Source organism: Streptomyces sp. NPDC052701, assembly GCF_040678355.1.
In the GTDB taxonomy this organism is placed as follows: domain Bacteria; phylum Actinomycetota; class Actinomycetes; order Streptomycetales; family Streptomycetaceae; genus Streptomyces.
This window is the reverse complement of sequence record NZ_JBFATO010000002.1, coordinates 171,987-194,406: the sequence shown is the minus strand read 5'-3', so window position 1 is coordinate 194,406 and position 22,420 is coordinate 171,987. Positions and strand designations below refer to the sequence as shown.

Annotated in this window: 21 protein-coding genes; 6 read left to right on the top strand and 15 right to left on the bottom strand. The window is 74.4% G+C overall.

The genetic code is table 11. The features are described from left to right. Nucleotides 1-6 precede the first annotated feature (6 nt). From AB0L29_RS03975 to AB0L29_RS03935, 9 genes are all read right to left on the bottom strand, one after another. The gene (locus AB0L29_RS03975) at nt 7-1,605 is read right to left on the bottom strand and encodes a carboxyl transferase domain-containing protein (protein ID WP_365823039.1); all 1,599 of its coding nucleotides are present in this window, start codon (nt 1,603-1,605) and stop codon (nt 7-9) included. Next, nucleotides 1,602-3,320, bottom strand: a complete 1,719-nt coding sequence (locus AB0L29_RS03970) for an acyclic terpene utilization AtuA family protein (protein WP_365823037.1) — start codon at nt 3,318-3,320, stop codon at nt 1,602-1,604. The genes AB0L29_RS03975 and AB0L29_RS03970 overlap by 4 nt, the downstream gene beginning before the upstream one ends. Further along, the gene (locus AB0L29_RS03965) at nt 3,317-4,111 is read right to left on the bottom strand and encodes a TIGR03084 family metal-binding protein (protein WP_365823035.1); all 795 of its coding nucleotides are present in this window, start codon (nt 4,109-4,111) and stop codon (nt 3,317-3,319) included. Before AB0L29_RS03965 ends, AB0L29_RS03970 begins: the two co-directional genes overlap by 4 nt. 459 nt (nt 4,112-4,570) lie before the next feature. After that, complete coding sequence (locus tag AB0L29_RS03960) at nt 4,571-5,185, bottom strand: DUF3618 domain-containing protein (RefSeq protein WP_365823033.1); 615 nt, start codon at nt 5,183-5,185, stop codon at nt 4,571-4,573. Beyond that, nucleotides 5,182-5,610 (bottom strand): phage holin family protein, encoded by a 429-nt coding sequence (locus AB0L29_RS03955; protein WP_365823425.1) that lies wholly within the window; start codon nt 5,608-5,610, stop codon nt 5,182-5,184. Before AB0L29_RS03955 ends, AB0L29_RS03960 begins: the two co-directional genes overlap by 4 nt. Before the next feature lie 167 nt (nt 5,611-5,777). After that, entirely contained in the window at nt 5,778-6,329 is a 552-nt protein-coding gene (locus AB0L29_RS03950; RefSeq protein ID WP_365823032.1) for a phosphatase PAP2 family protein, read from the bottom strand. Nucleotides 6,330-6,404: 75 nt separating this feature from the next. Beyond that, on the bottom strand, nt 6,405-7,370 hold the full coding sequence (locus AB0L29_RS03945) for an EamA family transporter (RefSeq protein ID WP_365823030.1): 966 nt from the start codon (nt 7,368-7,370) through the stop codon (nt 6,405-6,407). 191 nt (nt 7,371-7,561) lie between these two features. Next, the gene (locus tag AB0L29_RS03940) at nt 7,562-8,683 is read right to left on the bottom strand and encodes a peptidoglycan bridge formation glycyltransferase FemA/FemB family protein (protein WP_365823028.1); all 1,122 of its coding nucleotides are present in this window, start codon (nt 8,681-8,683) and stop codon (nt 7,562-7,564) included. 204 nt (nt 8,684-8,887) lie between these two features. Beyond that, entirely contained in the window at nt 8,888-11,785 is a 2,898-nt protein-coding gene (locus AB0L29_RS03935) for an FAD-binding and (Fe-S)-binding domain-containing protein (RefSeq protein ID WP_365823026.1), read from the bottom strand. Between the two features lie 150 nt (nt 11,786-11,935). On the opposite strand from AB0L29_RS03935, the gene serC reads away from it, so the two are divergent. Continuing rightward, nucleotides 11,936-13,054, top strand: a complete 1,119-nt coding sequence (serC, locus tag AB0L29_RS03930) for a phosphoserine transaminase (RefSeq protein WP_365823024.1) — start codon at nt 11,936-11,938, stop codon at nt 13,052-13,054. An 81-nt stretch (nt 13,055-13,135) separates the two neighbouring features. On the opposite strand, the gene AB0L29_RS03925 is transcribed toward serC, so the two are convergent. Together AB0L29_RS03925 and AB0L29_RS03920 are read right to left on the bottom strand one after the other, a co-directional pair. Then, nucleotides 13,136-13,957: an ABC transporter permease gene (locus AB0L29_RS03925; RefSeq protein ID WP_365823022.1), complete on the bottom strand. Its 822-nt coding sequence runs from the start codon at nt 13,955-13,957 to the stop codon at nt 13,136-13,138. Continuing rightward, nucleotides 13,954-14,910 (bottom strand): ATP-binding cassette domain-containing protein, encoded by a 957-nt coding sequence (locus AB0L29_RS03920; RefSeq protein ID WP_365823020.1) that lies wholly within the window; start codon nt 14,908-14,910, stop codon nt 13,954-13,956. Before AB0L29_RS03920 ends, AB0L29_RS03925 begins: the two co-directional genes overlap by 4 nt. 124 nt (nt 14,911-15,034) lie before the next feature. Between AB0L29_RS03920 and AB0L29_RS03915 the strand changes: the two genes are divergently transcribed. Beyond that, nucleotides 15,035-15,802: a TetR/AcrR family transcriptional regulator gene (locus tag AB0L29_RS03915; protein WP_365823018.1), complete on the top strand. Its 768-nt coding sequence runs from the start codon at nt 15,035-15,037 to the stop codon at nt 15,800-15,802. Nucleotides 15,803-15,862: 60 nt separating this feature from the next. On the opposite strand, the gene AB0L29_RS03910 is transcribed toward AB0L29_RS03915, so the two are convergent. Continuing rightward, on the bottom strand, nt 15,863-16,825 hold the full coding sequence (locus AB0L29_RS03910) for a WD40 repeat domain-containing protein (protein WP_365823016.1): 963 nt from the start codon (nt 16,823-16,825) through the stop codon (nt 15,863-15,865). A 99-nt stretch (nt 16,826-16,924) separates the two neighbouring features. Between AB0L29_RS03910 and AB0L29_RS03905 the strand changes: the two genes are divergently transcribed. Beyond that, nucleotides 16,925-17,608 (top strand): SGNH/GDSL hydrolase family protein, encoded by a 684-nt coding sequence (locus tag AB0L29_RS03905; protein ID WP_365823014.1) that lies wholly within the window; start codon nt 16,925-16,927, stop codon nt 17,606-17,608. 95 nt (nt 17,609-17,703) lie between these two features. After that, nucleotides 17,704-18,699, top strand: coding sequence for an aldo/keto reductase (locus AB0L29_RS03900; protein WP_365823012.1), 996 nt, complete (start codon nt 17,704-17,706; stop codon nt 18,697-18,699). A 215-nt stretch (nt 18,700-18,914) separates the two neighbouring features. Here the strand turns inward: AB0L29_RS03900 and thpR are convergent, their stop codons facing one another. Then, nucleotides 18,915-19,487, bottom strand: a complete 573-nt coding sequence (gene thpR / locus AB0L29_RS03895) for an RNA 2',3'-cyclic phosphodiesterase (protein ID WP_365823010.1) — start codon at nt 19,485-19,487, stop codon at nt 18,915-18,917. Nucleotides 19,488-19,596: 109 nt separating this feature from the next. Here thpR and AB0L29_RS03890 point away from each other — a divergent pair, with 109 nt between their 5' ends. Continuing rightward, nucleotides 19,597-20,184: a Uma2 family endonuclease gene (locus AB0L29_RS03890; RefSeq protein ID WP_365823008.1), complete on the top strand. Its 588-nt coding sequence runs from the start codon at nt 19,597-19,599 to the stop codon at nt 20,182-20,184. Nucleotides 20,185-20,241: 57 nt separating this feature from the next. Here AB0L29_RS03890 and AB0L29_RS03885 read toward each other — a convergent pair whose 3' ends face one another. Both AB0L29_RS03885 and AB0L29_RS03880 read right to left on the bottom strand, forming a co-directional pair. Continuing rightward, entirely contained in the window at nt 20,242-21,603 is a 1,362-nt protein-coding gene (locus AB0L29_RS03885) for an MFS transporter (protein WP_365823006.1), read from the bottom strand. Between the two features lie 27 nt (nt 21,604-21,630). Next, nucleotides 21,631-22,068, bottom strand: a complete 438-nt coding sequence (locus tag AB0L29_RS03880; protein WP_365823004.1) for a MarR family transcriptional regulator — start codon at nt 22,066-22,068, stop codon at nt 21,631-21,633. Between the two features lie 153 nt (nt 22,069-22,221). On the opposite strand from AB0L29_RS03880, the gene AB0L29_RS03875 reads away from it, so the two are divergent. Further along, on the top strand, nt 22,222-22,404 hold the full coding sequence (locus tag AB0L29_RS03875) for a CopG family antitoxin (RefSeq protein WP_365823002.1): 183 nt from the start codon (nt 22,222-22,224) through the stop codon (nt 22,402-22,404). Nucleotides 22,405-22,420 lie beyond the last annotated feature (16 nt).

Here is a 22,420-nt window from a genome sequence, read left to right as displayed (position 1 = left end):
GGTCCCTCACATCCGGAAGACGCCGAAGCCGCCGCGCACGCCCCGGTAGGGCGCGGTGTGCACGGCGGACAGGCACAGGCCGAGGACGGTGCGGGTGTCGCGCGGGTCGATGACGCCGTCGTCGTACAGCCGCCCGGACAGGAACGTCGCCAGCGACTCGGACTCGATCTGCCGCTCCACCACGGCGCGCAGGGCGGCGTCGGCCTCCTCGTCGTAGGGCTGCCCCTTCGCGGCGGCCGACTGCCGGGCGACGATCGACAGCACGCCCGCGAGCTGCCGCGGTCCCATGACGGCCGACTTGGCGCTCGGCCAGGCGAACAGGAAGCGCGGGTCGTAGGCGCGCCCGCACATGCCGTAGTGCCCGGCGCCGTAGGACGCGCCCATGAGGACGGACAGGTGGGGCACCGTGGAGTTGCTGACGGCGTTGATCATCATCGCGCCGTGCTTGATGATGCCGCCCTGCTCGTACTCCCTGCCGACCATGTAGCCGGTGGTGTTGTGCAGGAACAGCAGCGGGATGTCGCGCTGGTTGGCGAGCTGGACGAACTGGGCGGCCTTCTGCGACTCCTGGCTGAACAGGACCCCCCGGGCGTTCGCCAGCACCCCCAGGGGGTAGCCGTGCAGCGTCGCCCAGCCGGTCACCAGGCCGGCGCCGTACAGCGGCTTGAACTCGTCGAAGTCGGAGGCGTCGACGATCCGGGCGACGACCTCGCGCGGGTCGAAGGGGGTCTTGAGGTCGCCGGGGACGATGCCCAGCAGTTCGTCCTCGTCGTAGGCGGGGGGCGCGGCGGGCCCCGGGTCGGGGTACGCCTTGCGGTGGTTGAGCCGGGCCACGATCCGCCGGGCCTGCCGGAGGGCGTCCCGCTCGTCGACGGCGAAGTGGTCGGCGAGGCCGGACACCCGCGCGTGCATCCCGGCGCCGCCCAGGGACTCGTCGTCGCTCTCCTCCCCGGTGGCCATCCTCACCAGCGGGGGCCCGCCGAGGAACACCTTCGCCCGCTCCTTGACCATGATCACGTGGTCGGACATGCCGGGGACGTAGGCGCCTCCGGCGGTGGAGTTGCCGAAGACGACGGCGACGGTCGGGATCCCGGCCGCCGAGAGCCTCGTCAGGTCCCGGAAGACGGCGCCCCCGGGGATGAAGATCTCCTTCTGGGAGGGCAGGTCGGCGCCGCCGGACTCGACGAGGGAGACGACCGGGAGGCGGTTGGCGTACGCGATCTCGTGCGCCCGCAGGACCTTCTTCAGGCTCCAGGGGTTGCTGGCACCGCCCCGCACGGTCGGATCGTTGGCGGTGATCAGGCATTCGACGCCCTCGACGACGCCGATGCCGGTGACGAGGGAGGCGCCGACGGGGTGGTCGCTGCCCCAGGCGGCCAGCGGCGACAGCTCCAGGAAGGGCGTGTCGGGGTCGAGGAGGAGTTCGACGCGCTCGCGGGCCAGGAGCTTGCCGCGCCCCCGGTGCCGCGCGACGTACTTCTCGCCGCCGCCCGCGAGGGCCTTGGCGTGCTCGGCGTCGAGATCGGCGAGTTTGGCGAGCATGGCCTCGCGGTGGGCCCGGTACTCGGCGCCCGAGGTGTCCAGGGCGGAGTCGATGACCGTCACAGCAGGACCTCCGGGATGTCCAGGCGGCGGGAGCGCAGCCACTCGCCGAGCGCCTTGGCCTGCGGGTCGAAGCGGTGCCGGGCGGCGGCGCCCTCGCCGAGGATGCCCTCGACGACGAAGTCGAGGGCGCGCAGGTTGGGGAGGACGTGCCGGGTGACGGGCAGGTCGCGGCTCTCGGGGAGCAGCTGCCGGAACCGGTCGGCCGTCAGCTCGTGCGCGAGCCACCGCCAGGCCTCGTCGGTCCGGGCCCACACCCCGACGTTGGCGTTCCCGCCCTTGTCGCCGCTGCGCGCCCCGGCGACCAGGCCCAGGGGAGCCCTCCTCGTCCGCCCGGGCGGCAGCCGCGCGGGGAGCGGCGGTTCCGGTACGGCGTCGAGGACGGCGGTGTCGTGGGGTGCCGGCACGGGGACACGACGACCGTCGTGGAGGACGGCCACATGGTCGACGGCGCCTTGGGGGACGTACACATCCTCGAAGACCCCATAGGGCGCCCCTTTTCCCGGGGGTGCCAGCACATGGAAGCCGGGGTAGCTGGCCAGCGCCAGCTCGACGGCGGCCCCGCCCAGCGCCCGCCCGACGGCCTCCTGCTCCGGGTCCCGCACGACCAGCCGCAGCAGCGCGCTCGCGGTCTCCTCGCTGTCGGCGTCGGGCCGGTCGGTCCGCACCAGCTCCCACCGCGCCTCGGCGGGCGGGGACCCGGCCAGCGCGTCCGCCATCTGCTCCCGCACCAGGGCGGCCTTGTCCTCGACGTCGAGTCCGGTGAGCACGAAGACGACCTCGTTGCGGAAGCCGCCGATCCGGTTGAGGCCGACCTTGAGCGCCGGCGGCGGGGCCTCCCCCCGGACGCCGTCGACGCGCACCCGGTCGGGCCCCTGCGGGCTGAGCCGTACGGTGTCCAGGCGGGCGGTGACGTCCGGGCCCGCGTACCGGGCGCCGGCCGTCTCGTACAGCAGCTGGGCGGTGACCGTGCCGACGTCGACGAAGCCGCCGGTGCCGGGGTGTTTGGTGATGACGCTGCTGCCGTCCTCGTGGATCTCGGCGAGCGGGAAGCCGGGGCGGCGCACGTCGCCCTCGCCGAAGAAGGCGTAGTTGCCGCCGGTGGCCTGCGCGCCGCACTCCAGCACGTGCCCGGCGACGACCGCGCCCGCGAGCCGGTCGTGGTCCCGCGGCGTCCAGCCGAAGTGGGCGGCGGCGGGCCCGGTGACCAGGGCCGCGTCGGTGACCCGCCCGGTGACCACGACGTCGGCGCCCGCGCGCAGACAGGCCGCGATGCCGAAGCCGCCGAGGTAGGCGTGGGCGGCGAGGCTGCCGGGGTGGGCGGCGGTGAGGTCGTCGCCCTCGACGTGCGCGACCCGCGCGGGAACGCCTAGCCGGTCCGCCAGCTCCCGTACGGCGTCGGCGAGTCCGGCGGGGTTGAGCCCGCCGGCGTTGGTGACGATCCGGACGCCCCGCTCGTGCGCGAGCCCCAGGCACTCCTCCACCTGGCGCAGGAAGGTGCGGGCGTACCCGGCGAAGGGGTCCTCGAGGCGGTCCCGGCCCAGGATGAGCATGGTCAGCTCGGCGAGGTAGTCGCCGGTGAGGACGTCGAGTTCACCGCCGGTGAGCATCTCGCGCATGGCGTCGAAGCGGTCGCCGTAGAAGCCGGAGGCGTTGCCGACGCGCAGGGGCGCGGTGCGCGCCGCGCTCACCGGGCCGTTCCCGTCCGCCGCGCTCACCGGGCCGTTCCCGTCCGCGGGCGCCCGCCGCCGGGCGGGCCCGCGAAGGCCTGGGCGATGTCGAGCCAGCGGCCGGCGTCCGGGCCGTGGGCGCGCAGGGCGGTGTCGGCGCGGTGGATCCGCTGGGTGACCAGGAGGCAGAAGTCGAGGGCGGGGCCGGTGACGCGTTGCGGGGCGTCCCGGGGCCCGTACGTCCACACCTCGCCGGAGGGCGCGGTGAGTTCGACGCGGAACGGCTCGGCGGGCGCCGGGAGTCCGTGGACGGTGTGGGCGAAGTCGCGGGTGCGCACCCCGAGCCGGGCCACATGACGCAGCCGGTCGGTGGGTGTGCGCACCACGCCCAGTGCGTCCGCCACGTCCAGGCCGTGGGCCCAGGTCTCCATGAGACGGGCCGTTGCCATGGAGGCGGCCGACATGGGCGGGCCGTACCAGGGGAAGCGCGCCCCGGGCGGGGCGGCCCGCAGCGCCTTCTCCAGGGCCGTACGGCCGTCCCGCCACCGTGCCAGCAGCTCGGCGGGCGGCAGCCGGGCGCCCTCCTCGGCGCCGTCGTCGACGAACGACCCGGGTGCGGCGAGGGCCTCTTCGGCCAGGGCCCGGAAGGCGTCCGCGTCGGTCACGGCCAGCAGAGCCGAGCGGTCGGTCCAGGCGAGGTGGGCGATCTGGTGGGCCACGGTCCACCGCGGCGCGGGGGTCGCGAGCGCCCACCGGCCGGGCTCCGCAGCGGCCACGAGCCGGTCGAGCTCCTCGCTCTCCTCACGCAGATCGTCGATGACGGCCGTCGGATCGGACACGGGGCGCTCCCCTCGGGGCACGGCGGCGTGCGGTGCGAGACGGTGCGGTGCGGTGCGGCGTGCTGAGGAGCATGGCAGCGGAGGAGGAAACAATCAAGCGTGCTTGCATGGATTCGTCGCGCACGGGCGCGGACGGGCGGGCGCGGACGGGCGGGGCGGCGGATCTGGGAGGGCACGGCAGGCACGGGCGGGCGCGCCGGATCCGGGCGGCCTCGCGGCCGGCCGGCCGCGAGGTGCCGCGCGGGGATGGCGGGTGGCGCGCGGGCGGGCCGGCGCGGGAGACGGACGAGGGGTGCCGGTCCGTGTCGTACCGGCACCCCTCGCGCGTGCTCAGCCGGGCCGGGTCCCGATCGGGCGACGGGCGGCGGGCCCGCCGGCGGCTCCCGGAGCCCTTCCGGCCGGCCCGTGGACGCTCTTCGACGCCCTCATCGTCCCACCGTCCTCACCGTCCCCATCAGGTCACTCCTTGCCGCGGCGGCACACCAGCCACACCACGGCGGCGACGCCGGCGGCCGCCAGCAGCAGACCGCGGTTCTCCCGGGCGGCCCGTGCCCCCTGGGCCGCCCCGCGCCGCACGGGTTCGGGCGCCTTCTCCTCCCACAGGTGGCCGGCCTGCGCCGCCTTGGCGCGGGCCTGGCCGGCGGCCTGGGCGGCCTTGTCCCTGACCGGGTCGGGCAGCTTGTCCTGCACCCGCGACGCGACTTCGGTGACCTTGGTCCTCAACTCGTCGGCCTTGACCGCGGTCTGCTCCTTCAGCTCCCCGGCCTTGACCGTGGCCTGTCCCTTCAGCTCCCCGGCCTTGACCGTGGCCTGTCCCTTCAGCTCCCCGGCCTTGACCGTGGCCTGTCCCTTCAGCTCCCCGGCCTTGGCCGCGGCCTGTTCCTTCAGTTCCCGGGCCTTCACGGCGGCCTGTTCCTTCACCTCGGCCGCCTTCTCCTGGGCCTGGGCCTTGACGTCGGCCTTGCCCGCGAGGGCCTCCACCGTCTGCCCGAGCTCCTGGCGGGTCTGCTCGACCTGCTCCCGCAGCTCCTCCGGGCTGGAGGCGCTCTTCTCCTCGTGGGTCGGCTTGCTCATCGGTGTGCGCTCCCCTTGATCTGGGCCACGTCGGCCTTCACGTTCTCGATCGTCTGCTCCGGCATCGGCGGCGCGGCCTGGCTGACCTGCTTCTTCCCGGTCAGCGCCAGGACCGCGGCGATCACCCCCAGGACGGCGGTGACGATCAGCGCCGCGGCCCACACCGGCAGCGGCACCGCGAGTGCCGCGATGGCGGTGGCGACCAGCGCCTGCAGCATCAGGAAGCCGACCACTCCCGCGCCGCCGAACAGGCCCCCGCCCTTGCCGTACCGCTTGCCCTTCTCCTTCATCTCCGCCTGCGCCAGCCTCAGCTCGCCGCGCACCAGCTCGGTCAGCTGCTGCGAAGCCCGCTGGACCAGCTCGCTCACCGGCTCCTGGCCGGCGTGGCGTGCGCTGTGCTCCGACGCGGTGGATGGCGGCTGCATACTCGACACGACGATCACCTCCCGTCCGTTCCGTCCGTGTCGGGTGCCGTGGTGGTCCACGGCCCCGGGCGTGCCGTGGCGGTCCACGGCCGTCGTGCTGAGCGCGAGTACCCCGATCGGCGTGGTTCAGGGCCGGCAGGTGGTGCCGCACCGGGATCGCCGCGCCGCTACGGCCGGTACCACTGCAGCAGCAGGCGCGGGGCGCGGCGGGTGAGCCAGGCGCCGGCCAGGCCGACGGTGAGGCCGACGGCCACGTCGGAGGGGTAGTGGGCGCCGCTCTGCACGCGCTCGACGGCCACCATGGCGGCCGGTACGGCGCACAGGACACCGGCCAGCGGCCACGAGGGGGCGACCGCGGCGGTGAAGGCGACCGCGGCCGCGGTGTGTCCGGAGGGCATGGAGGAGGAATCCGGCCGGTCGTCGACCTCGTCGTGCGGGAACCACTCCTCGGGCGGCCGGGGCCGGTCGATGAGCTGTTTGCCCAGGCCGTTGGAGACGAGCTGTGCCACGGCCAGCGCCGTCAGGCCCGTGGCGGCGGCCGTCCGGCCGCGCCATCCGCCGGCCGCGGCCATCACCACGGCGGCGCCGCACCACAGTTTCGTGCTCTCCGCGGCCTCCTCGACGGCCGACAGCACCCGGCCGGCCGTGGGAGGGACGCGGCAGGCCACCCACCGGGCCAGACGGTGATCGGCTCGGCGCAATCCGGCAGTCGCTCCCATGACCTGCTGGTATCCGCGATCAGGCGTTCCACACCACGGGACCGGCCGGCCGGCGTGGCCGGGCCGGGACGGGTGTCACCCGGACCGGTCGTCCGCCACGGTCCTCCCCCGCCCCGCCTGCGTCCGCACCGCTCCCATGCTGGCCGCGACGACCAGGGCGATCGCGGCGGCCTCGGGGGCGGACAGGGCCTGGTCCAGGACGAGGAAGCCGGCCGTCGCCGCGAGGGCGGGTTCGAGGCTCATCATGACGGCGAAGGTGGGGGCGGGCAGGCGGCGCAGGGCGAGGAGTTCGAGGGTGTAGGGCAGGACGGAGGAGAGCAGTGCGACCGCGGCGCCGAGGGCGAGCGTCGTCGGGTCCACGAGCCGCGTGCCCGACTCGAGGACGCCCAGGGGAAGGAACAGCAGCGCCGCGACGGCCATGGCGAGGGCGAGCCCGTCGGCCTGCGGGAAGCGGCGGCCCGTACGGGCGCTGAAGACGATGTACGCCGCCCACATGGCGCCGGCGCCCAGGGCGAAGGCCGCACCCGCGGGGTCGAGGCTGTCGAAGCCTCCGCCGCCGAGGAGGAACACGCCCGCGAGGGCGAGCGCGGCCCACAGGAGGTTGATCGCGCGGCGGGACGCCAGGACCGACAGCGCCAGCGGGCCGAGGACTTCGAGGGTGACCGCCGGGCCCAGCGGGATGCGGGCGATGGCCTGGTAGAACAGGCCGTTCATGGCGGCCATGGCGACACCGAAGACGATCACCGTGCCCCAGTCGCCGCGCGAGTGCCCGCGCAGCCGGGGCCGGCAGAGCACCAGCAGGACGACCGCGGCCACCAGCAGCCGCAGCGTGACCACGCCCAGGGCGCCGGCCCGCGGCATCAGGCCGACGGCCAGGGCTCCGCCGAACTGGACCGAGACGCCCCCGGCGAGGACCAGGCCGACGGGGCCCAGGGAACCCCGCCGGCGCGCGGCACCGTCCGGTACGGGCGCCTGCCCGGGCTCCGGGCCGGCCGTGGCGGCGGGCGGGGCGGACGGGGTGGCGGGGGTGGGGGTGGTCACGGGGCCTTCCAGGGAACTAGGCTCGGGTTCTTCCGTTCATCGCAATGCACTACCCGGTCCAGGCTAATGGACTGCGACAGGGGCGTAAACCCTTTATGTTCCTGTCCTTCGCGCATCCTCCTTCCGGGCACCCGCTCCTGGCGCGCCCGCTCCTCGCGCGCCCGCCCTCGCGGCGGACGGGGCCGCCGCCGTCACCGGCGCGCCAGGTACATCCCCAGCGCCTTGTGCAGCAGCCGGTTGAGCGGGAACTCCCACTCGCCGAGGTACTCGACGGTCTCGCCGCCCGTGCCGACCTTGAACCGCAGCAGGCCGAGCAGGGGGTCCGACTCCTCCAGTGTGCCGGTGACGCCCCGCAGGTCGTAGACGGCGGCGCCGAGCGCGTGGGCGTCGCACAGCATGCGCCACTGCAGGGCGTTGCCGGGCCGGACCTCGCGCCGGCGGCCGGAGGAGGCGCCGTAGGAGTACCAGACGTGGACGCCGACGGTCAGCATGACGGCCGCGGCGAGGACCTCGCCGTCGTGGTGGGCGAGGTAGAGCCGCACGCGGTCGGGGTGCTCGGCGCCGAGCGCGGTCCACATGCGCTGGAAGTAGGGCAGCGGGCGCGGGACGAAACGGTCCCGCCGGGCCGTCTCGGCGTACAGCTCGTAGAAGACCGGCAGGTCCTCGAAGTCGCCGCGGACCACCTTCACGCCGGCCTGCTCCGCCTTCCTGACGTTGCGCCGCCACTGCTGGTTCAGCCCCGCGCGGACGTCCTCCAGCGACCGTCCGGCCAACGGCACCCGGACGACGTACCGCGGCTGCCCGGCGGCGAAGCCGCCCTCGCCGCCGGGTCCGGTCCGCCGCCAGCCCATGCGGCGCAGCCGGCCGGCGAGAGCGGCGGCGCGCTCGTCGTACGACGTCGCCCGCACGTCGCCCAGCCGGCGCGCGGCCGGGTCCGCGATCGCCGCCTTGACCGCCTCGGCACTCCAGCGGCGCACCTCGACGGGCGGCCCCATCCGGACCGAGAAGGCGCCCCGCCGCCTCAGGTGCGCGAGCATCGGGTCGAGCCAGGCCGCGGGGTCGGGGGCGTACCAGTCGATCAGCGGGCCCTCCGGGAGGTAGGCGAGGTACCGCTTCAGCCCGGGCAGCGGGCGCAGCAGGACCAGGCCCGCGCCGACCAGCCGCCCGTCCTCGTCACGCCAGCCCAGGCTCTCCGCCCGCCAGTCGGGTTTCACCTCGCCCCAGGACGGGAGCTGCAGGGGGCTGGCCGAGGGGCGGTCCGCGACGAACGCCAGGTGCTCGTCACGGGTGAGGGGCTGGACGCGACAGGCCATGCGCGGGACTCCTTGAGGCGGGGGTTTTCGCCAGATTAGGCACCTTTCGCCCCGTCCCGCCGCCCGAACACTCGCCCCCGCCCGTCCGGTGGCCCGAACAGTTCCGGCACCCGCGCGCCCGCCGCCCGGGCGGCCGGGAAGCACCCGGCCCGCGGCCCGCTCCCCGGCGTCCGGACGTCCGCCCCGCGCGTACGCCCGCTCCCGTCACCCCCGCCGCTCGTCCCGTCCGTCCGGCAGCCCGTCCGCCAGCACCTCCGCCAGGTGCCTGCCCCGCACCCCGGCCAGCTGCTCCAGCTGGGTCCGGCAGGAGAAGCCGTCCGCCAGGATCACGCTCCCGTCCGGGGCGTCGCGGACCGCGGGGAGCAGGTGCTCCTGCGCGCAGGCCACCGACACCTCGTAGTGGCCCTTCTCGAAGCCGAAGTGGCCCGCCAGGCCGCAGCAGCCGCCGCTCGGTTCACCGGTGAGGCCCGCGGCGGCGCGCAGCCGGCGGTCGGGGGCGTCGCCGAGGACGGCGTGCTGGTGGCAGTGGGTCTGGCCGGCCACCGGACGGTCCACGCGGGGCGGCCGCCAGCCGGGAGCGTGGCGTTCCAGCGTCTCCGCGAAGGTCAGGACCCGGGCGGCGAGGCGGGCCGCGCGCGGGTCGTCGTGCAGCAGCCCGGGGACGTCCGCGCGCAGGGCCGCGGCACAGCTCGGCTCCAGGACCACGACCGGCGCGCCGGTGGCCAGGACCGGCTCCATCAGGTCGAGCGTGCGGCGCAGCACCGCGCGGGCGCGGTCCAGCTGGCCCGTCGAGACGTACGTCAGCCCGCAGCACACCCGGCCCGGGCGGGCGGCGAGGAGCGCGAACGCCGCCCGTGACCTGCCGTCGCCGACCGGGCGCCCGGGCATGCGCAGGCCCGGCGGCAGCGCCACGCGCAGGCCGGCCGCCTCCAGGACCCGGACGGCCGCCCGTCCCACGGAGGGCGAGAAGTGCTCGGTGAAGGTGTCGGGCCACAGGACGACCAGGCCGCCGTCGCCGGGCCGGCCGTCACCGGTGGCGGCCCCGGACCGGCGCCCGCCCCACCACCGCGTGAACGTCTCCCCCGCCAGCCGCGGGATCTCCCGCTCCGCCGCGATGCCGACCAGCCGCTTCACGGCACGCGCCACCGGCCCGACGGAGGCGAGCGCGTTGACCGCGCCCGCCGTGCGCGTCCGCGCCACCCACCCCAGCCACAGCGGCAGCCGGCCCATCGCGTGGTGGGCGGCCGGACGGCGGCGCCCGGCGTAGTGGTGGTGCAGGAACTCCGCCTTGTACGTGGCCATGTCGACCCCGACCGGGCAGTCCGACCGGCAGCCCTTGCAGCCCAGGCACAGGTCGAGCGCGTCCCGCACCTGCGGGGAGCGCCAGCCGTCGGCCACCAGCTCGCCCGCCAGCATCTCGTGCAGCAGGCGGGCCCGCCCGCGCGTGGAGTGCTCCTCCGCGCCGGTCACCCGGAAGGACGGGCACATGACGGCGGGGCCGGACACCGACGTCGTACGGCACTTGGCGACGCCCACGCAGCGCCGTACCGCCGCCGAGAAGTCGCCGCCGTCCGACGGGTAGCCGAAGGCCACCTCGACCCGCTCGCGGGGCAGCACCGCGAAGCGCAGGTTCGCGTCGAGCGGGGCCGGGCGCACCAGCATGCCGGGGTTGAGCAGGTCGTCCGGGTCCCAGACGCCCTTCACCCGCTCGAACAGGGCGACCGTCCCGGCGCCGTACATCGCCGGCAGCAGCTCGGCCCGCGCCTGCCCGTCCCCGTGCTCCCCGGACAGCGATCCGCCGTGCGCCACCACCAGTTCGGCGACCTCCTGCGAGAAGCGCCGGAAGCGGGCGACGCCCCGCTCCGTCAGCAGGTCGAAGTCGATGCGGACGTGGACGCAGCCGTCCCCGAAGTGCCCGTACGGCGTGCCGCGCAGCCCGTGCGCGGCCAGCAGCGCCCGGAACTCCCGCAGGTAGGCGCCGAGCCGGGCGGGCGGCACCGCGCAGTCCTCCCAGCCCGGCCAGGCCTCGCTGCCGTCCGGCGTCCGGGTGGCCGTACCGCTCGCGTCCTCCCGGATCCGCCACAGCGCCCGCTGCTCCCCCTCGTCCGTCACCACCAGGCGGTCCGCCGCGTCGGCCGCCCGCACGATGGCCTCCGCCCGTGCGCGTGCCTCTCCGGCGGACTCCCCGCCCGTCTCCACGAACAGCCAGGCCCCGCCCCGCGGCAGTCCCGCCGAGGACGGCACCAGGTCGGCCGCCATGCCCTCCACCGTCAGCGGCCGGTGCTCCAGCAGCCCGGCCGCGGCCTCGGCGGCGGCGCTCTCGTCGGCGTACGCCAGCACCGCCAGCGCACGCGCGCGCGGCGCCCGCACCAGCCGTACGACCGCCTCCGTCAGCACCCCCAGCGTGCCCTCCGAACCGCAGAAGGAGCGGGCCACGTCGGCGCCCTTCTCGGGCAGCAGGGCGTCCACGGCGTACCCGGAGATACGGCGGGGCAGGTCGGGGAAGCCGGTGCGCAGCCGGGCCAGCTCGCCCTCGACCAGTTCCCGCAGGCCCCGCGGCGCCCCCGCCCAGTCCCGCCCGGGCCGCAGCCGCTCCCCGCGCGCGGTGACCACCGACAGCTCCCGCACGCTGTCCGCGGTGGTCCCCCAGGCCACCGAGTGCGAGCCGCACGCGTTGTTGCCGATCATGCCGCCGAGCGTGCACCGGCCGTGGGTGGAGGGGTCGGGCCCGAAGCGCAGCCCGTGCGGGGCGGCGGCCTCCTGCAGCCGGTCGAGGACCAGCCCCGGCTGGACGACGGCCGTGCGCGTCCCGGGGTCCAGGGACAGCACCCGGTTCATGTGCCGCGTGAAGTCCAGCACCACGCCGGTGCCGGTCGCCTGGCCCGCGGTCGAGGTCCCGCCCCCGCGCGCCACGACCGGCACCCCGCGGGCCCGGCACACCTCGAGGACGGCCGCCACGTCGTCGGCGTCGCGCGGCGCCACGACGCCCAGCGGCACCCGCCGGTAGTTGGAGGCGTCCATGGTGACCAGCGCCCGTGCGGTGACGTCGAACCCCACCTCGCCCCGCACCGCCCGCCGCAGCGCCTCCTCCAGATCCGTCATGCGTCCAGCATGCCCGCGCGCGCCGGCGGGGCCACCGTCGCGGCCGCCCCCGGTCTCCCCCGCGGCCGGGCGGGAGGCGCCCGCCGCGACACCGTCTCACCCGACGGACGACGTTTCGCCCCGGTTTCCCGGAACGGCTACGCTCCCCCCGTGGCTGAGATCCAGATTCCCGCTGACATCAAGCCCGCCGACGGTCGTTTCGGCGCGGGCCCCTCCAAGGTGCGGACGGAAGCGCTGGACGCGCTGGCCGCGACCGGCACGTCCCTGCTGGGCACCTCCCACCGCCAGGCCCCCGTCAAGAACCTGGTCGGCCGGGTGCGCGAGGGCGTCCGCGAGCTGTTCCAGCTCCCCGACGGCTACGAGGTGATCCTCGGCAACGGCGGCTCCACCGCGTTCTGGGACATCGCGACCCACGGCCTGATCGAGAACAGGTCGCAGCACCTCAGCTTCGGCGAGTTCTCCTCCAAGTTCGCCAAGGCGGCCAAGCTCGCCCCGTGGCTGGCCGAGCCGGACGTCATCTCCGCCGACCCGGGCACGCACCCCGAGCCGGCCGCCCGGGCGGGCGTGGACGTCTACGCCTTCACCCACAACGAGACCTCCACCGGCGTCGCCATGCCCATCAAACGCGTGGCCGGTGCCGACGAGGGCGCGCTGGTGCTGGTCGACGCCACCTCCGGCGCGGGCGGCCTGCCCGTCGACATCGCCGAGACGGACGTCTACTACTTCGCCCCGCAGAAGTCCTTCGCCTCCGACGGCGGCCTGTGGATCGGCGTCTTCTCCCCGGCCGCGATCGAGCGCGCCGAGCGGATCCACGCGAGCGGCCGCCACGTCCCGGAGTTCTTCTCGCTGCCCACGGCGATCGACAACTCCCGCAAGAACCAGACGTACAACACCCCGGGCCTGGCCACCCTGTTCCTGCTCAACGAGCAGCTGGAGTGGCTCAACGGCCAGGGCGGTCTCGACTGGGCGGTGCGCCGGACGGCGACCTCCGCGCGGACGCTGTACGGCTGGGCCGAGGACGTGAAGTTCGCGAACCCGTTCGTCGCCGACCCGGCCAAGCGGTCCCAGGTCATCGGCACCATCGACTTCACGGACGAGGTCGACGCCGCCGCCGTCGCCAAGGTGCTGCGCGCCAACGGCATCGTCGACACCGAGCCGTACCGCAAGCTCGGCCGCAACCAGCTCCGCGTCGCGATGTTCCCGGCGATCGACCCGGCCGACGTCGAGGCGCTGACGAAGTGCGTCGACTACGTGATCGAGCGGCTGTAGCCGTCCCCGTCGCACGGCGGTGGGGCGCCCGGGCGGACCGGGCGCCCCTCGCACGCCGAGCGCGCGGCAGGGGGCGCGCCGTCACCTGCTCAGCTTCCGGAACCTGCGCACCGCCAGCGGAAGGAAGACCAGCGTCAGCACGACCGGCCACACCCCGGCCATCAGCAGCGCGTGCTGCTCGACCCACGAGTCCCCGCCCCGGCCCGGCGCCCCGAACAGCTCCCGCGCGGCGGCCGCCGTCGAGGAGATCGGGTTCCAGGCCGCGACCCACCCCAGCCAGTCGGGCATGAGCTGCGGCGCGACGAAGACGCTGGAGATCATCGTCAGCGGGAAGGCGATCGCGAACAGCCCGCCCGCGGCCTCCGGGTCGGGCACCAGCAGCCCGAGCCACACCCCGGTCCACACCAGCGCGAACCTGAGCCACAGCAGCAGCCCGAAGGCGGCCGGGAAGCCCCAGCCCCCGTCCGGCCGCCAGCCCATGGCGAACGCGGTCAGCATCATGATGGCGAGCTCGGCGCAGGCCACGATCAGGTCGGTGACCCCGCGCCCGGCGACCACGGCCGACGAGGCCATCGGCATCGAGCGGAACCGGTCGACGACGCCCCTGGTGGAGTCGTGGACCATGACGGTCGCCGTGTTGATGAAGCCGAACGCCATGGTCATCACGAACATGCCGGGCATCAGGAAGTCCAGGTAGTCCCCGCCGCCCGGCACCTTCATCGCGCTGCCGAAGACGTGGCCGTACAGCAGCACGGACACGATCGGGAACCCCAGCTGCCAGGCGATGTTGACGGGCCGGCGCCGGTAGGCGGTCAGGCCGCGGCGGACCATGTTCCAGCAGTCGGAGACCGGCCAGTACAGGCGTGCGTGACCGGTCCGCCCGGCCGGCTCGACGGTGATCACGCCGCCTCCTTCCGGGTGCGGTGCCCGGTCAGGCGCAGGAACACCTCGTCCAGGCTCGGCCTGCGCAGCCCGATGTCCTCGACTTCGACCCCCTCGTCCTGGAGGGTCCGCGCCACCCCCGTCAGTGCCGCCACCCGGTCGGTCACCGGGGCGTGCACCCGCAACTCGCGCTCGTCCGTCTCCGGTTCGCCGTCCGTGACCCGGGCGACGGCCTTCACCGCCCGCGGGATGTCGGCGCGCTCGGCGACCACGACCTCGATGCGGTCGCCGCCGATCAAGTTCTTCAGCCCGTCCGGGGTGTCGTCGGCGATGGCCCGCCCCCGGTCGATGACGGTGATCCGCGAGGCCAGTCTGTCGGCCTCCTCCAGGTACTGGGTGGTGAGCAGCACCGTCGTGCCGCCCGCCACCAACTCCCTGACGCAGTCCCACACTTCCCCCCGGCTGCGGGGGTCCAGGCCCGTCGTCGGCTCGTCGAGGAAGAGCACTGCCGGCGCGAGGACCACCGAGGCGGCGAGGTCGAGGCGGCGCCGCATGCCGCCGCTGTAGCCGTCCACACCGCGGTCGGCGGCGTCGGCCAGGCCGAACCGCTCCAGCAGCTCGGCGGCCCGCGCCCTGGCCCGCCTGCCGCCCAGGTGGAACAGCCGCCCGAACATCTCCAGGTTCTGCCGCCCGGTGAGCACCTCGTCCACGGCCGCGTACTGGCCGGCGAACCCGATCCGGGCGCGCACCTCGCGCTGCTGCCGGGCCACGTCGAGCCCGGCCACGGTCGCCCGGCCCCCGTCCGGCCGCACCAGCGTGGCCAGGATGCGCACGGCGGTGGTCTTGCCGGCGCCGTTCGGCCCCAGCAGTCCGTGCACGGTGCCCTCGCGGACGGCCAGGTCGAAGCCGTCGAGGGCGCGTTCGCCGCCGTAGTGCTTCTCCAGCCCCTCGGCCCGCACGGCATGTCCCGTCATGCCGACCTCCTTCCCAAGTAACTGAGTACACTGTACTCATAATCGAGTACGCCGTACTCGGTTTTTGTCGGTGATTCTCCGGAGGCCGGAGAAAGGCCATGTCAGGAGGGCTACGCTGATGTTCATGACGAGGATGGAGACCGGGGGCGGCGGCAACATCAGGACCAGCCTGCAGTTGCTGTGGGGCACCGGCGAACGCCCCAGCCGGGGGCCCAGGCCGGCCCTGAGCCTGGACCGGATCGTCGAGGCGGCCGTCGGGATCGCCGACGCGGAGGGTCTGGAGGCGGTGTCGATGCGACGCCTGTCCACCGCGCTGAACGTCGGCACGATGTCGCTGTACCGGTACGTGCCGGGCAAGGCCGAACTGCTCGACCTGATGCTGGACCGGGTGCAGGGCGAGACCCTGGAGTCGGTGCCCGTCGAGGCCGGGGCCGGCTGGCGGGCGGGCGTCGAGTCCCTGGCCCGCGGCCACCTCGCCCACTACCGGCGCCACCCCTGGCTGCTCCGCGTCAACCAGGCCCGCACCGTCCTCGGACCGAGCTCCCTGGGCTCCCTGGAGGCCGCCCTGGCCCCCCTTCAGGACATGGGGCTGAGCGATCCCGAGCTCATCTCGGTGATCATCACGGTGCAGAGCTTCGCGGGCGGCATCGCGCGCATGGAGATCGAGGCCGACGAGGCCGCGAAGGAGACCGGGCTGAGCAACGGCCAGTTCTGGGAACAGCAGCGGCCCTTCCTGGAGAAGGCGATGCTCAGCGGCCGGTTCCCGAGGATGGCCGCGCTCTCCGAGGAGGCCTTCTCGGAGGACTTCGACCACTTCGCCTTCGGGCTGGAGCGGCTGCTCGACGGGCTGGAGGCGCTGGTGGCGCGGCGCCGCGGCGAACGGTCCGATTAGCCGCCCGGCGGTTCAGCCCGGTAGCCGCCCGGCGGTTCAGCCCGGTAGCCGCCCGGCGGTTCAGCCCCGGCGCCGCATCCGCCGCAGCCCGAACAGCGCGGCACACGCGACGGCCACGGTGAGCGCCCCGACCGTGACGCGGCCGCCGGATCCGTCGCCGCCGGTCTCCCCCGGGCCCTCGCTCCGGGAGGACGGCCCGGCCCCGCCGCCGGGCACCTCCCCCGCCTCGACGGAACTGCCCACGCCCTCGCTGCCGTACATGAGCCTCGACCCGTCGGCGGAGTAGCTGACGGACTCGCCCTGTCCCTGCAACGGCACGTCGAGCCGCCCCTTGCGCTCGATCCTCCCGCCGTTCCAGGCGTACCAGATCCCGCCGAAGTAGCCGCGCACGGCGAGCTGTTCGCCGTCCGGGGAGAGGGCGGCGTCGGTGGCCCACAGGTCGACGGGGGCGCCGGGCCGGAAGACGTTGGTCCCGGAGGGGGAGAGCCGGGCGGGCCCTTCGTACAGGTGCCCGCCCTCCTCCTGCTTGTCGATGATGTAGACGCGCCCGGTCCTCGGGTGCACGACGAGCGACTCGGCGTCGCGGGGCCCGTCGGCGTACTTCACGACGTACTGCGTGGCGCGGACCGTCCGGTCCTTCAACTCCTCGGGTTCGGGGAGCCGGTAGATCCAGACGTGGTCCCACACGACACCGTCGTTGTCGCCGATGTCCCCGACGTAGATCTGGTCGTCCGGGCCGATGGCGACGGCCTCGACGTCCCGCGGGGCGCCCACCCCGGTCAGGGTGATCCTCGCGACGGTCTCCCCGGTGCCGCTGTCGACGGCGTACAGATAGGCCCCTTCGTCCTGGTCGTTGTGCGTCCAGTAGACACCGGGGTGTTGGCGGGAGGCGGCCAGGCCGCTGGACTCGGTGATGCGCGGATCCCTGAGGGTGAAGCCCTCGTTGCCGTCGGCGGCGGACGCGGGAACGGTGAACGCGCCCACGAGGAGGGCCGCGGCGAGGAAGGCGAACGGTCGGCGCATGCCCCAAGCCTGCCACCATCGCGCGCGGCGTCGCGCGGACCGGCCGTGCGTGGCCGGTCTCACACCCCACCGGGCGGGAGGATCCACGATGATGAGCGGATGCTCAGGTTCATGCCCGTCGGTGACTCCATGACGATCGGAAGCGCGGGCGAGCACACCTGGCGCTACCGGCTGTGGCAACACCTGTGTGCCTCGTACGGCGGCCCCTTCACCTTCGTCGGCCCCCGCGAGACGCTGTACGACCAGCGGGCCGGCGCGCCCACGTCGTACGCGTACGCCGAGCCCGGCTTCCCGCGCGCCCACCTGGCCGGCTGGGGCGAGGGCTGGCTGCACATGGCCCCGCTGATCGGCGAGGCGGTCCGGGCGGCCCGGGCGGACGTGCTGCTGGTGTCGCTCGGCCTGATCGACCTCGGCTTCTACACCGACGCGGAGCAGACCGCGGAGAACGTCCGGCTCTTCCTCGCGGGCGCGCGAGCGGGCAACGCCCGGGTGCGGATCGTCCTGCTGCCGGTGATCCCGAACATCAGGGCCGCGTCGGAACCGTCCTTCGCGGCCGAGGTGGACCGTTTCAACGAACTGCTGGCGAAGACGGCCGCGGACCTGGACGAGCCCGGTTCCCCCCTGCTCCTGGCCTCGCCGCCCCCGTCGTACGACATCCACACCGACACCTACGACGGCACGCACCCCAACGCCGGCGGCGAGCGGAAGATCGCGGCCGCCTTCGCGGACGCGATGCACCAGGCGTGGGACCTGGGCGAGCCCTACCCGTCGTCACCGGCCTGACCCGTGCCGGCCGCCGGGCCGCGCGCGTCCCGCCTCCCGGGGAACGCCGGGGCACGCTTGCCTAGAGCGCGCTCCAGGACGTTGGCTGGTGGACCATGGAGTACACGCAGCTCGGACGCACCGGACTCAAGGTCAGCCGCCTCGTCCTCGGCACGATGAACTTCGGCCCGCAGACCGACGAGGCCGACAGCCACGCCATCATGGACGCGGCGCTGGACGCGGGCATCAACTTCTTCGACACCGCCAACGTGTACGGCTGGGGCGAGAACAAGGGCCGTACCGAGACCATCATCGGCAACTGGTTCGCCCAGGGCGGCGGACGGCGGGACAGGACCGTCCTGGCCACCAAGGTGTACGGGAACATGGATCCGGACGGCGCCGACGTCTGGCCCAACCACGACCGGCTCTCCGCGCTCAACATCCGGCGGGCCGTCGACGCCAGCCTGAAGCGGCTGCGGACCGACTACATCGACCTGTACCAGTTCCACCACATCGACCGGAACACTCCCTTCGAGGAGATCTGGCAGGCGATCGACGTGCTGGTGCAGCAGGGGAAGATCCTCTACGTGGGGTCCAGCAACTTCCCCGGATACAAGATCGCCCAGGCCAACGAGGCCGCCGCCCGGCGCGGCGGGACCATCGGCCTGGTCAGCGAGCAGTGCCTGTACAACCTCGCCGAGCGCCGCGCGGAGATGGAGGTCATCCCGGCCGCCCAGGACTACGGCCTCGGCGTGATCCCCTGGTCGCCGCTGCACGGCGGTGTGCTGGGCGGGGTGATCAAGAAGGAGGTCCAGGGCGGCCGGCGGGCCTCCGGCCGGGCCGCCGACGCGCTCGCCGACCCCGCCACCCGCGCCCGGATCCAGGCGTACGAGGACCTGCTCGACAAGCACGGGGTCGAGCCGGGCGAGGCCGCGCTGGCCTGGCTGCTCACCCGCCCCGGCGTGACCGGGCCGATCGTCGGCCCGCGCACCGCCGAGCAGCTCGCCTCCGCCCTGCGCGCGGTCGAGCTGGAACTGTCGCGGGAGCTGCTGGACGGGCTGGACGAGATCTTCCCCGGCCCGGGGCCCTCCCCGGAGGCGTTCGCCTGGTGACGGCCGGCCGGTGACCCGCCCGGTGCCGGCTCGGTGCCGGCGGCGCGTGGCGGGACGGCGGCGCGTGGCGGGACGGCGGCGCGTGGCGGGGCGGCGGCGCGTGGCGGGGCGGCGGCTAGTTCCCGAACGCCGCCGCCACCGCCACCACCACGAACATCAGCGCGAGCGCACCGGCCATGATCCGGTTCCTGGTTTTGGGGTCCACACCGTCGAGGTTAACCGGCCGCGCCGAGCGGCCACCGGGCGACCGCCTCGTACCGGGGCTGCTCGCCGGGGACTCCCGACCTCGGCAGGTTGCTGCGCACCAGCACCAGGTCCCGTACGGTCCAGGTCCGGCTGGTGAAGGCGTCCAGGGCCGCCACGTACGCGCGCACGTCGGCCGCCTCCCGGCTGCGGGCCACCGTCAGGTGGGCCTTGTAGCGGCGGTGCTCCCCCATCGGCAGGCCCGCCTTGCGCGCCGCCGCCTCGCAGCGCTCGGCCAGCAGGCGCAGGGTGCGCAGGTCGCCGTCCGCCCCGGCCCACAGGGCGCGCCCGTGGCCGAACTGGCCGCCGCCGCGCACCGCCAGCGGGAAGGGGTCGGTGCGCCGGGCGGCGCGCTCCAGCCGGGCCGACAGCTCCGGTACGAGGCCGCCGTCGACCTCGCCGTAGAAGGCGAGCGTGAAGTGCCAGCCGGGGCGGCCGGTCCAGCGCAGCCCGTCCGCCCTGGGCAGCCTCCTGAGCGCGGCCACCTCGGCGGCGAGTTCCCCGGTCACGTCGTCGGGGGGCAGGACGGCGGCGAACAGTCTCATGGGGCCAGTCTGCCCGCCGCGCCGAGGTCCGGGCGTGTCCCGGTCACCGTGCGTATCGTTGTACTGCGCGGCTGCACGAGTGCCGGGGCAGCCGGGGAGGAGCGCCACGATGACCGTCCTTGCAGACAGGATCGAGATGGCCGAGAGCGGCGGTGAACTCACCCTCGACACGATGTTCGAGTGGGTGGAGAGGATGCCCGTCCCCGAGGATTACAAGATCGAGATCGTCGGGGGGAACATCTTCATGGCGCCTCAGCGGGACACCCACTGGGAGATCATCGCGGACATCTACGACCAGCTGCGCACCAAGTACCCGCGTCAGCGCGTGAAGTCCGACGTCCGCATCGACTACCCGGGCCGCCTCAACGGCTTCGCCTCCGACGTGACGCTGCTGGCCGACCGCGCCGCCAAGGACTCCAGGGGGCTGTGGCGCTGCGAGGACGTCCGGTTCGTCGCCGAGGTGGTCTCCCGGCAGACCGCCGCCAACGACTACGGCCCCAAGAAGGAGGCCTACGCCGCCGCCGGAGTGCCGGTGTACCTGGTCGTGGACCCGTACACCGGCCGCTGGCACCTGCACACGCTCCCCAGGGACGGCGAGTACCGGGGCGTGCTCAGCCTCGACTTCGGCCAGGAGATCGACCTGACCGGGACCGTCGTCGGCCTCGTCCTCAAGACCGACGAGTTCCCCCGCGACTGACGCCGTCCTGCGGCGGGACGCGGCCGGCTCGTTCGGCGCCGCCGGGCCGCGGCCGGCTCACACCGCCGCCGTCAGCTCCTCCCGCTGCTCGCGCGGCACGAAGCGGATGTGCGGGTGGCCGCGGTGCCAGCCGACGGACAGCCGCAGGTTGCCCACGCGGGCCAGGATCAGGCCGATCACGACCGCGGCGAGGGCGGCGATCGCGCCGCCCGCCGCGAGGCCCACGCGGGCGCCGTGGGTGTCGGTGATCCAGCCGACGACCGGGGCGCCGACCGGCGAGCCGCCGAGGAAGACCATCATGTACAGCGCCATGACGCGGCCGCGCATCGCCGGGTCGGTGGCCATCTGAATGCTGGTGTTCGTGGTGACGTTCACCGTCATGCCGAACAGGCCCAGCGGGACCATGAGCAGGGCGAACATCCACAGCGCCGGGGTGGTCGCCGCCAGGACCTCCAGCGCGCCGAAGGCCGCCGCGGCCCCGATCAGCAGCCGCAGCCGGGCCGTGCCGCGCCGCGCGGCCAGCAGCGCGCCGGCCACCGAGCCGACCGCCATCAGCGTGTTGAACATGCTGTAGGCGCCCGCGCCCGCGTGGAACACGTCGTCCGCGAAGGCCGACAGGTAGACGGGGAAGTTGAAGGCGAAGGTGCCGACGAAGCCGACCAGGACGATCGGCCAGATCAGCTCGGGACGGCCGGTGACGTAGCGCAGCCCCTCGCGCAGCTGCCCCTTGCCGCGCGGGGCGCGCTCGACGGTGCGCAGCTCACGGCCGCGCATCAGCAGCAGCCCGGTCAGGGGCGCGACGAAGGACAGGCCGTTGAGCAGGAACGCCCAGCCGGTGCCCACGCCGGTGATCAGCAGGCCCGCGACGGCGGGGCCGACCAGGCGGGCGGACTGGAAGTTCGCCGAGTTCAGGCTGACCGCGTTCTGCAGCTGGTCCGGGCCGACCAGCTCGGAGACGAAGGACTGGCGGGCCGGGTTGTCGACCACCGCGGCGAGGCCGGCGGCGAAGGCGGCGACGTAGACGTGCCAGACCTGGACGTGGCCGGTCAGGGTCAGGGCGGCGAGGGCGAGCGAGGTGAGCGCCATCGCCGTCTGCGTCACGAACAGCGTGGGCCGCTTGCGCAGCCGGTCCACGAGGACGCCGCCGTAGAGGCCGAACAGCAGCATCGGCAGGAACTGCAGGGCGGTGGTGATGCCGACGGCGGCGGAGGAGCCGGTGAGGCTGAGCACCAGCCAGTCCTGGGCGATGCGCTGCATCCAGGTGCCGATGTTGGAGACGACCTGCCCGAGGAAGAACAGGCGGTAGTTCCTGATCCTCAGGGAGGAGAACATCGAGGACTTGCGGGGAGCGTCGGAGGGGGTCGGGGAGTCGTGGGGGACAGGTGCGGGGGCGGAAGCTGCTCCGGGTCCCGTACTCAAAGGGGTTCGCCTCCTTGCTGTGCCTGCTTACAGGTGTGCGAGCTTCTCCAGCACCGGGGCGGCGGCGCGCAGTTTCGCCCACTCGTCCTCGTCGAGTTCCTCGACCAGCGTGGCCAGGAACGCGTTCCGCTTGCGGCGGGACTCCTCGAGCATGGCCTCGGCCTGCTCGGTGCGCGTCACGACCTTCTGGCGCCGGTCCTCGGGGTGCGGCTCCAGGCGGACCAGTCCCTTGGCCTCCAGCAGGGCCACGATGCGGGTCATCGAGGGCGGCTGGACGTGCTCCCTGCGGGCGAGCTCGCCCGGCGTGGCGCTGCCGCACCGCGACAGGGTGCCGAGCACCGACATCTCGGTGGGGCTGAGCGACTCGTCGACGCGCTGGTGCTTGAGCCGGCGGGACAGCCGCATCACCGCGGATCGAAGGGAGTTCACGGCGGCGGCGTCGTCGCCATGGCTGAGGTCCGACATGTTCTTTAGCATAAGTCATTACTCTCGCTAAAGACCAATCATGGCGCGCGCCGGTGCCCGTGACTCCGGCCACTGCGCTCCAGTATCACTCGTACGAGTGATCCGGCGGCGGAACGCGACACACCCGATGGAGGTGCCGCGACCCTCGTGGGCATGGGGACCAGCGTGCTCAGCCTGCGCATAGACCACGACCTGCTCGAACGGCTCCGGCACCAGGCCGCGAAAAGAGGAATGAGCGTCCAGGACTACGTCGTCCGGACGCTCGTTCGCCATGACTTCGACGAGCGGTTCCAGGCCGCCGTCGAGGAGACGGAGAGGTTCTACGGCGTCCCGTGACCGCGGGGGTCACGGG

What these genes read in the sequence shown, in the direction of transcription:
- AB0L29_RS03960 (WP_365823033.1), bottom strand. Translation starts at nt 5,185, where the DNA reads ATGAGCAAGCCGACCCACGAGGAGAAGAGCGCCTCCAGCCCGGAGGAG.
- AB0L29_RS03955 (WP_365823425.1), bottom strand. Translation starts at nt 5,610, where the DNA reads ATGCAGCCGCCATCCACCGCGTCGGAGCACAGCGCACGCCACGCCGGC.
- AB0L29_RS03950 (WP_365823032.1), bottom strand. Translation starts at nt 6,329, where the DNA reads ATGGGAGCGACTGCCGGATTGCGCCGAGCCGATCACCGTCTGGCCCGG.
- AB0L29_RS03940 (WP_365823028.1), bottom strand. Translation starts at nt 8,683, where the DNA reads ATGGCCTGTCGCGTCCAGCCCCTCACCCGTGACGAGCACCTGGCGTTC.
- AB0L29_RS03935 (WP_365823026.1), bottom strand. Translation starts at nt 11,785, where the DNA reads ATGACGGATCTGGAGGAGGCGCTGCGGCGGGCGGTGCGGGGCGAGGTG.
- AB0L29_RS03920 (WP_365823020.1), bottom strand. Translation starts at nt 14,910, where the DNA reads ATGACGGGACATGCCGTGCGGGCCGAGGGGCTGGAGAAGCACTACGGC.
- AB0L29_RS03915 (WP_365823018.1), top strand. Translation starts at nt 15,035, where the DNA reads ATGACGAGGATGGAGACCGGGGGCGGCGGCAACATCAGGACCAGCCTG.
- AB0L29_RS03910 (WP_365823016.1), bottom strand. Translation starts at nt 16,825, where the DNA reads ATGCGCCGACCGTTCGCCTTCCTCGCCGCGGCCCTCCTCGTGGGCGCG.
- AB0L29_RS03905 (WP_365823014.1), top strand. Translation starts at nt 16,925, where the DNA reads ATGCTCAGGTTCATGCCCGTCGGTGACTCCATGACGATCGGAAGCGCG.
- AB0L29_RS03900 (WP_365823012.1), top strand. Translation starts at nt 17,704, where the DNA reads ATGGAGTACACGCAGCTCGGACGCACCGGACTCAAGGTCAGCCGCCTC.
- thpR (WP_365823010.1), bottom strand. Translation starts at nt 19,487, where the DNA reads ATGAGACTGTTCGCCGCCGTCCTGCCCCCCGACGACGTGACCGGGGAA.
- AB0L29_RS03890 (WP_365823008.1), top strand. Translation starts at nt 19,597, where the DNA reads ATGACCGTCCTTGCAGACAGGATCGAGATGGCCGAGAGCGGCGGTGAA.
- AB0L29_RS03880 (WP_365823004.1), bottom strand. Translation starts at nt 22,068, where the DNA reads ATGTCGGACCTCAGCCATGGCGACGACGCCGCCGCCGTGAACTCCCTT.
- AB0L29_RS03875 (WP_365823002.1), top strand. Translation starts at nt 22,222, where the DNA reads ATGGGGACCAGCGTGCTCAGCCTGCGCATAGACCACGACCTGCTCGAA.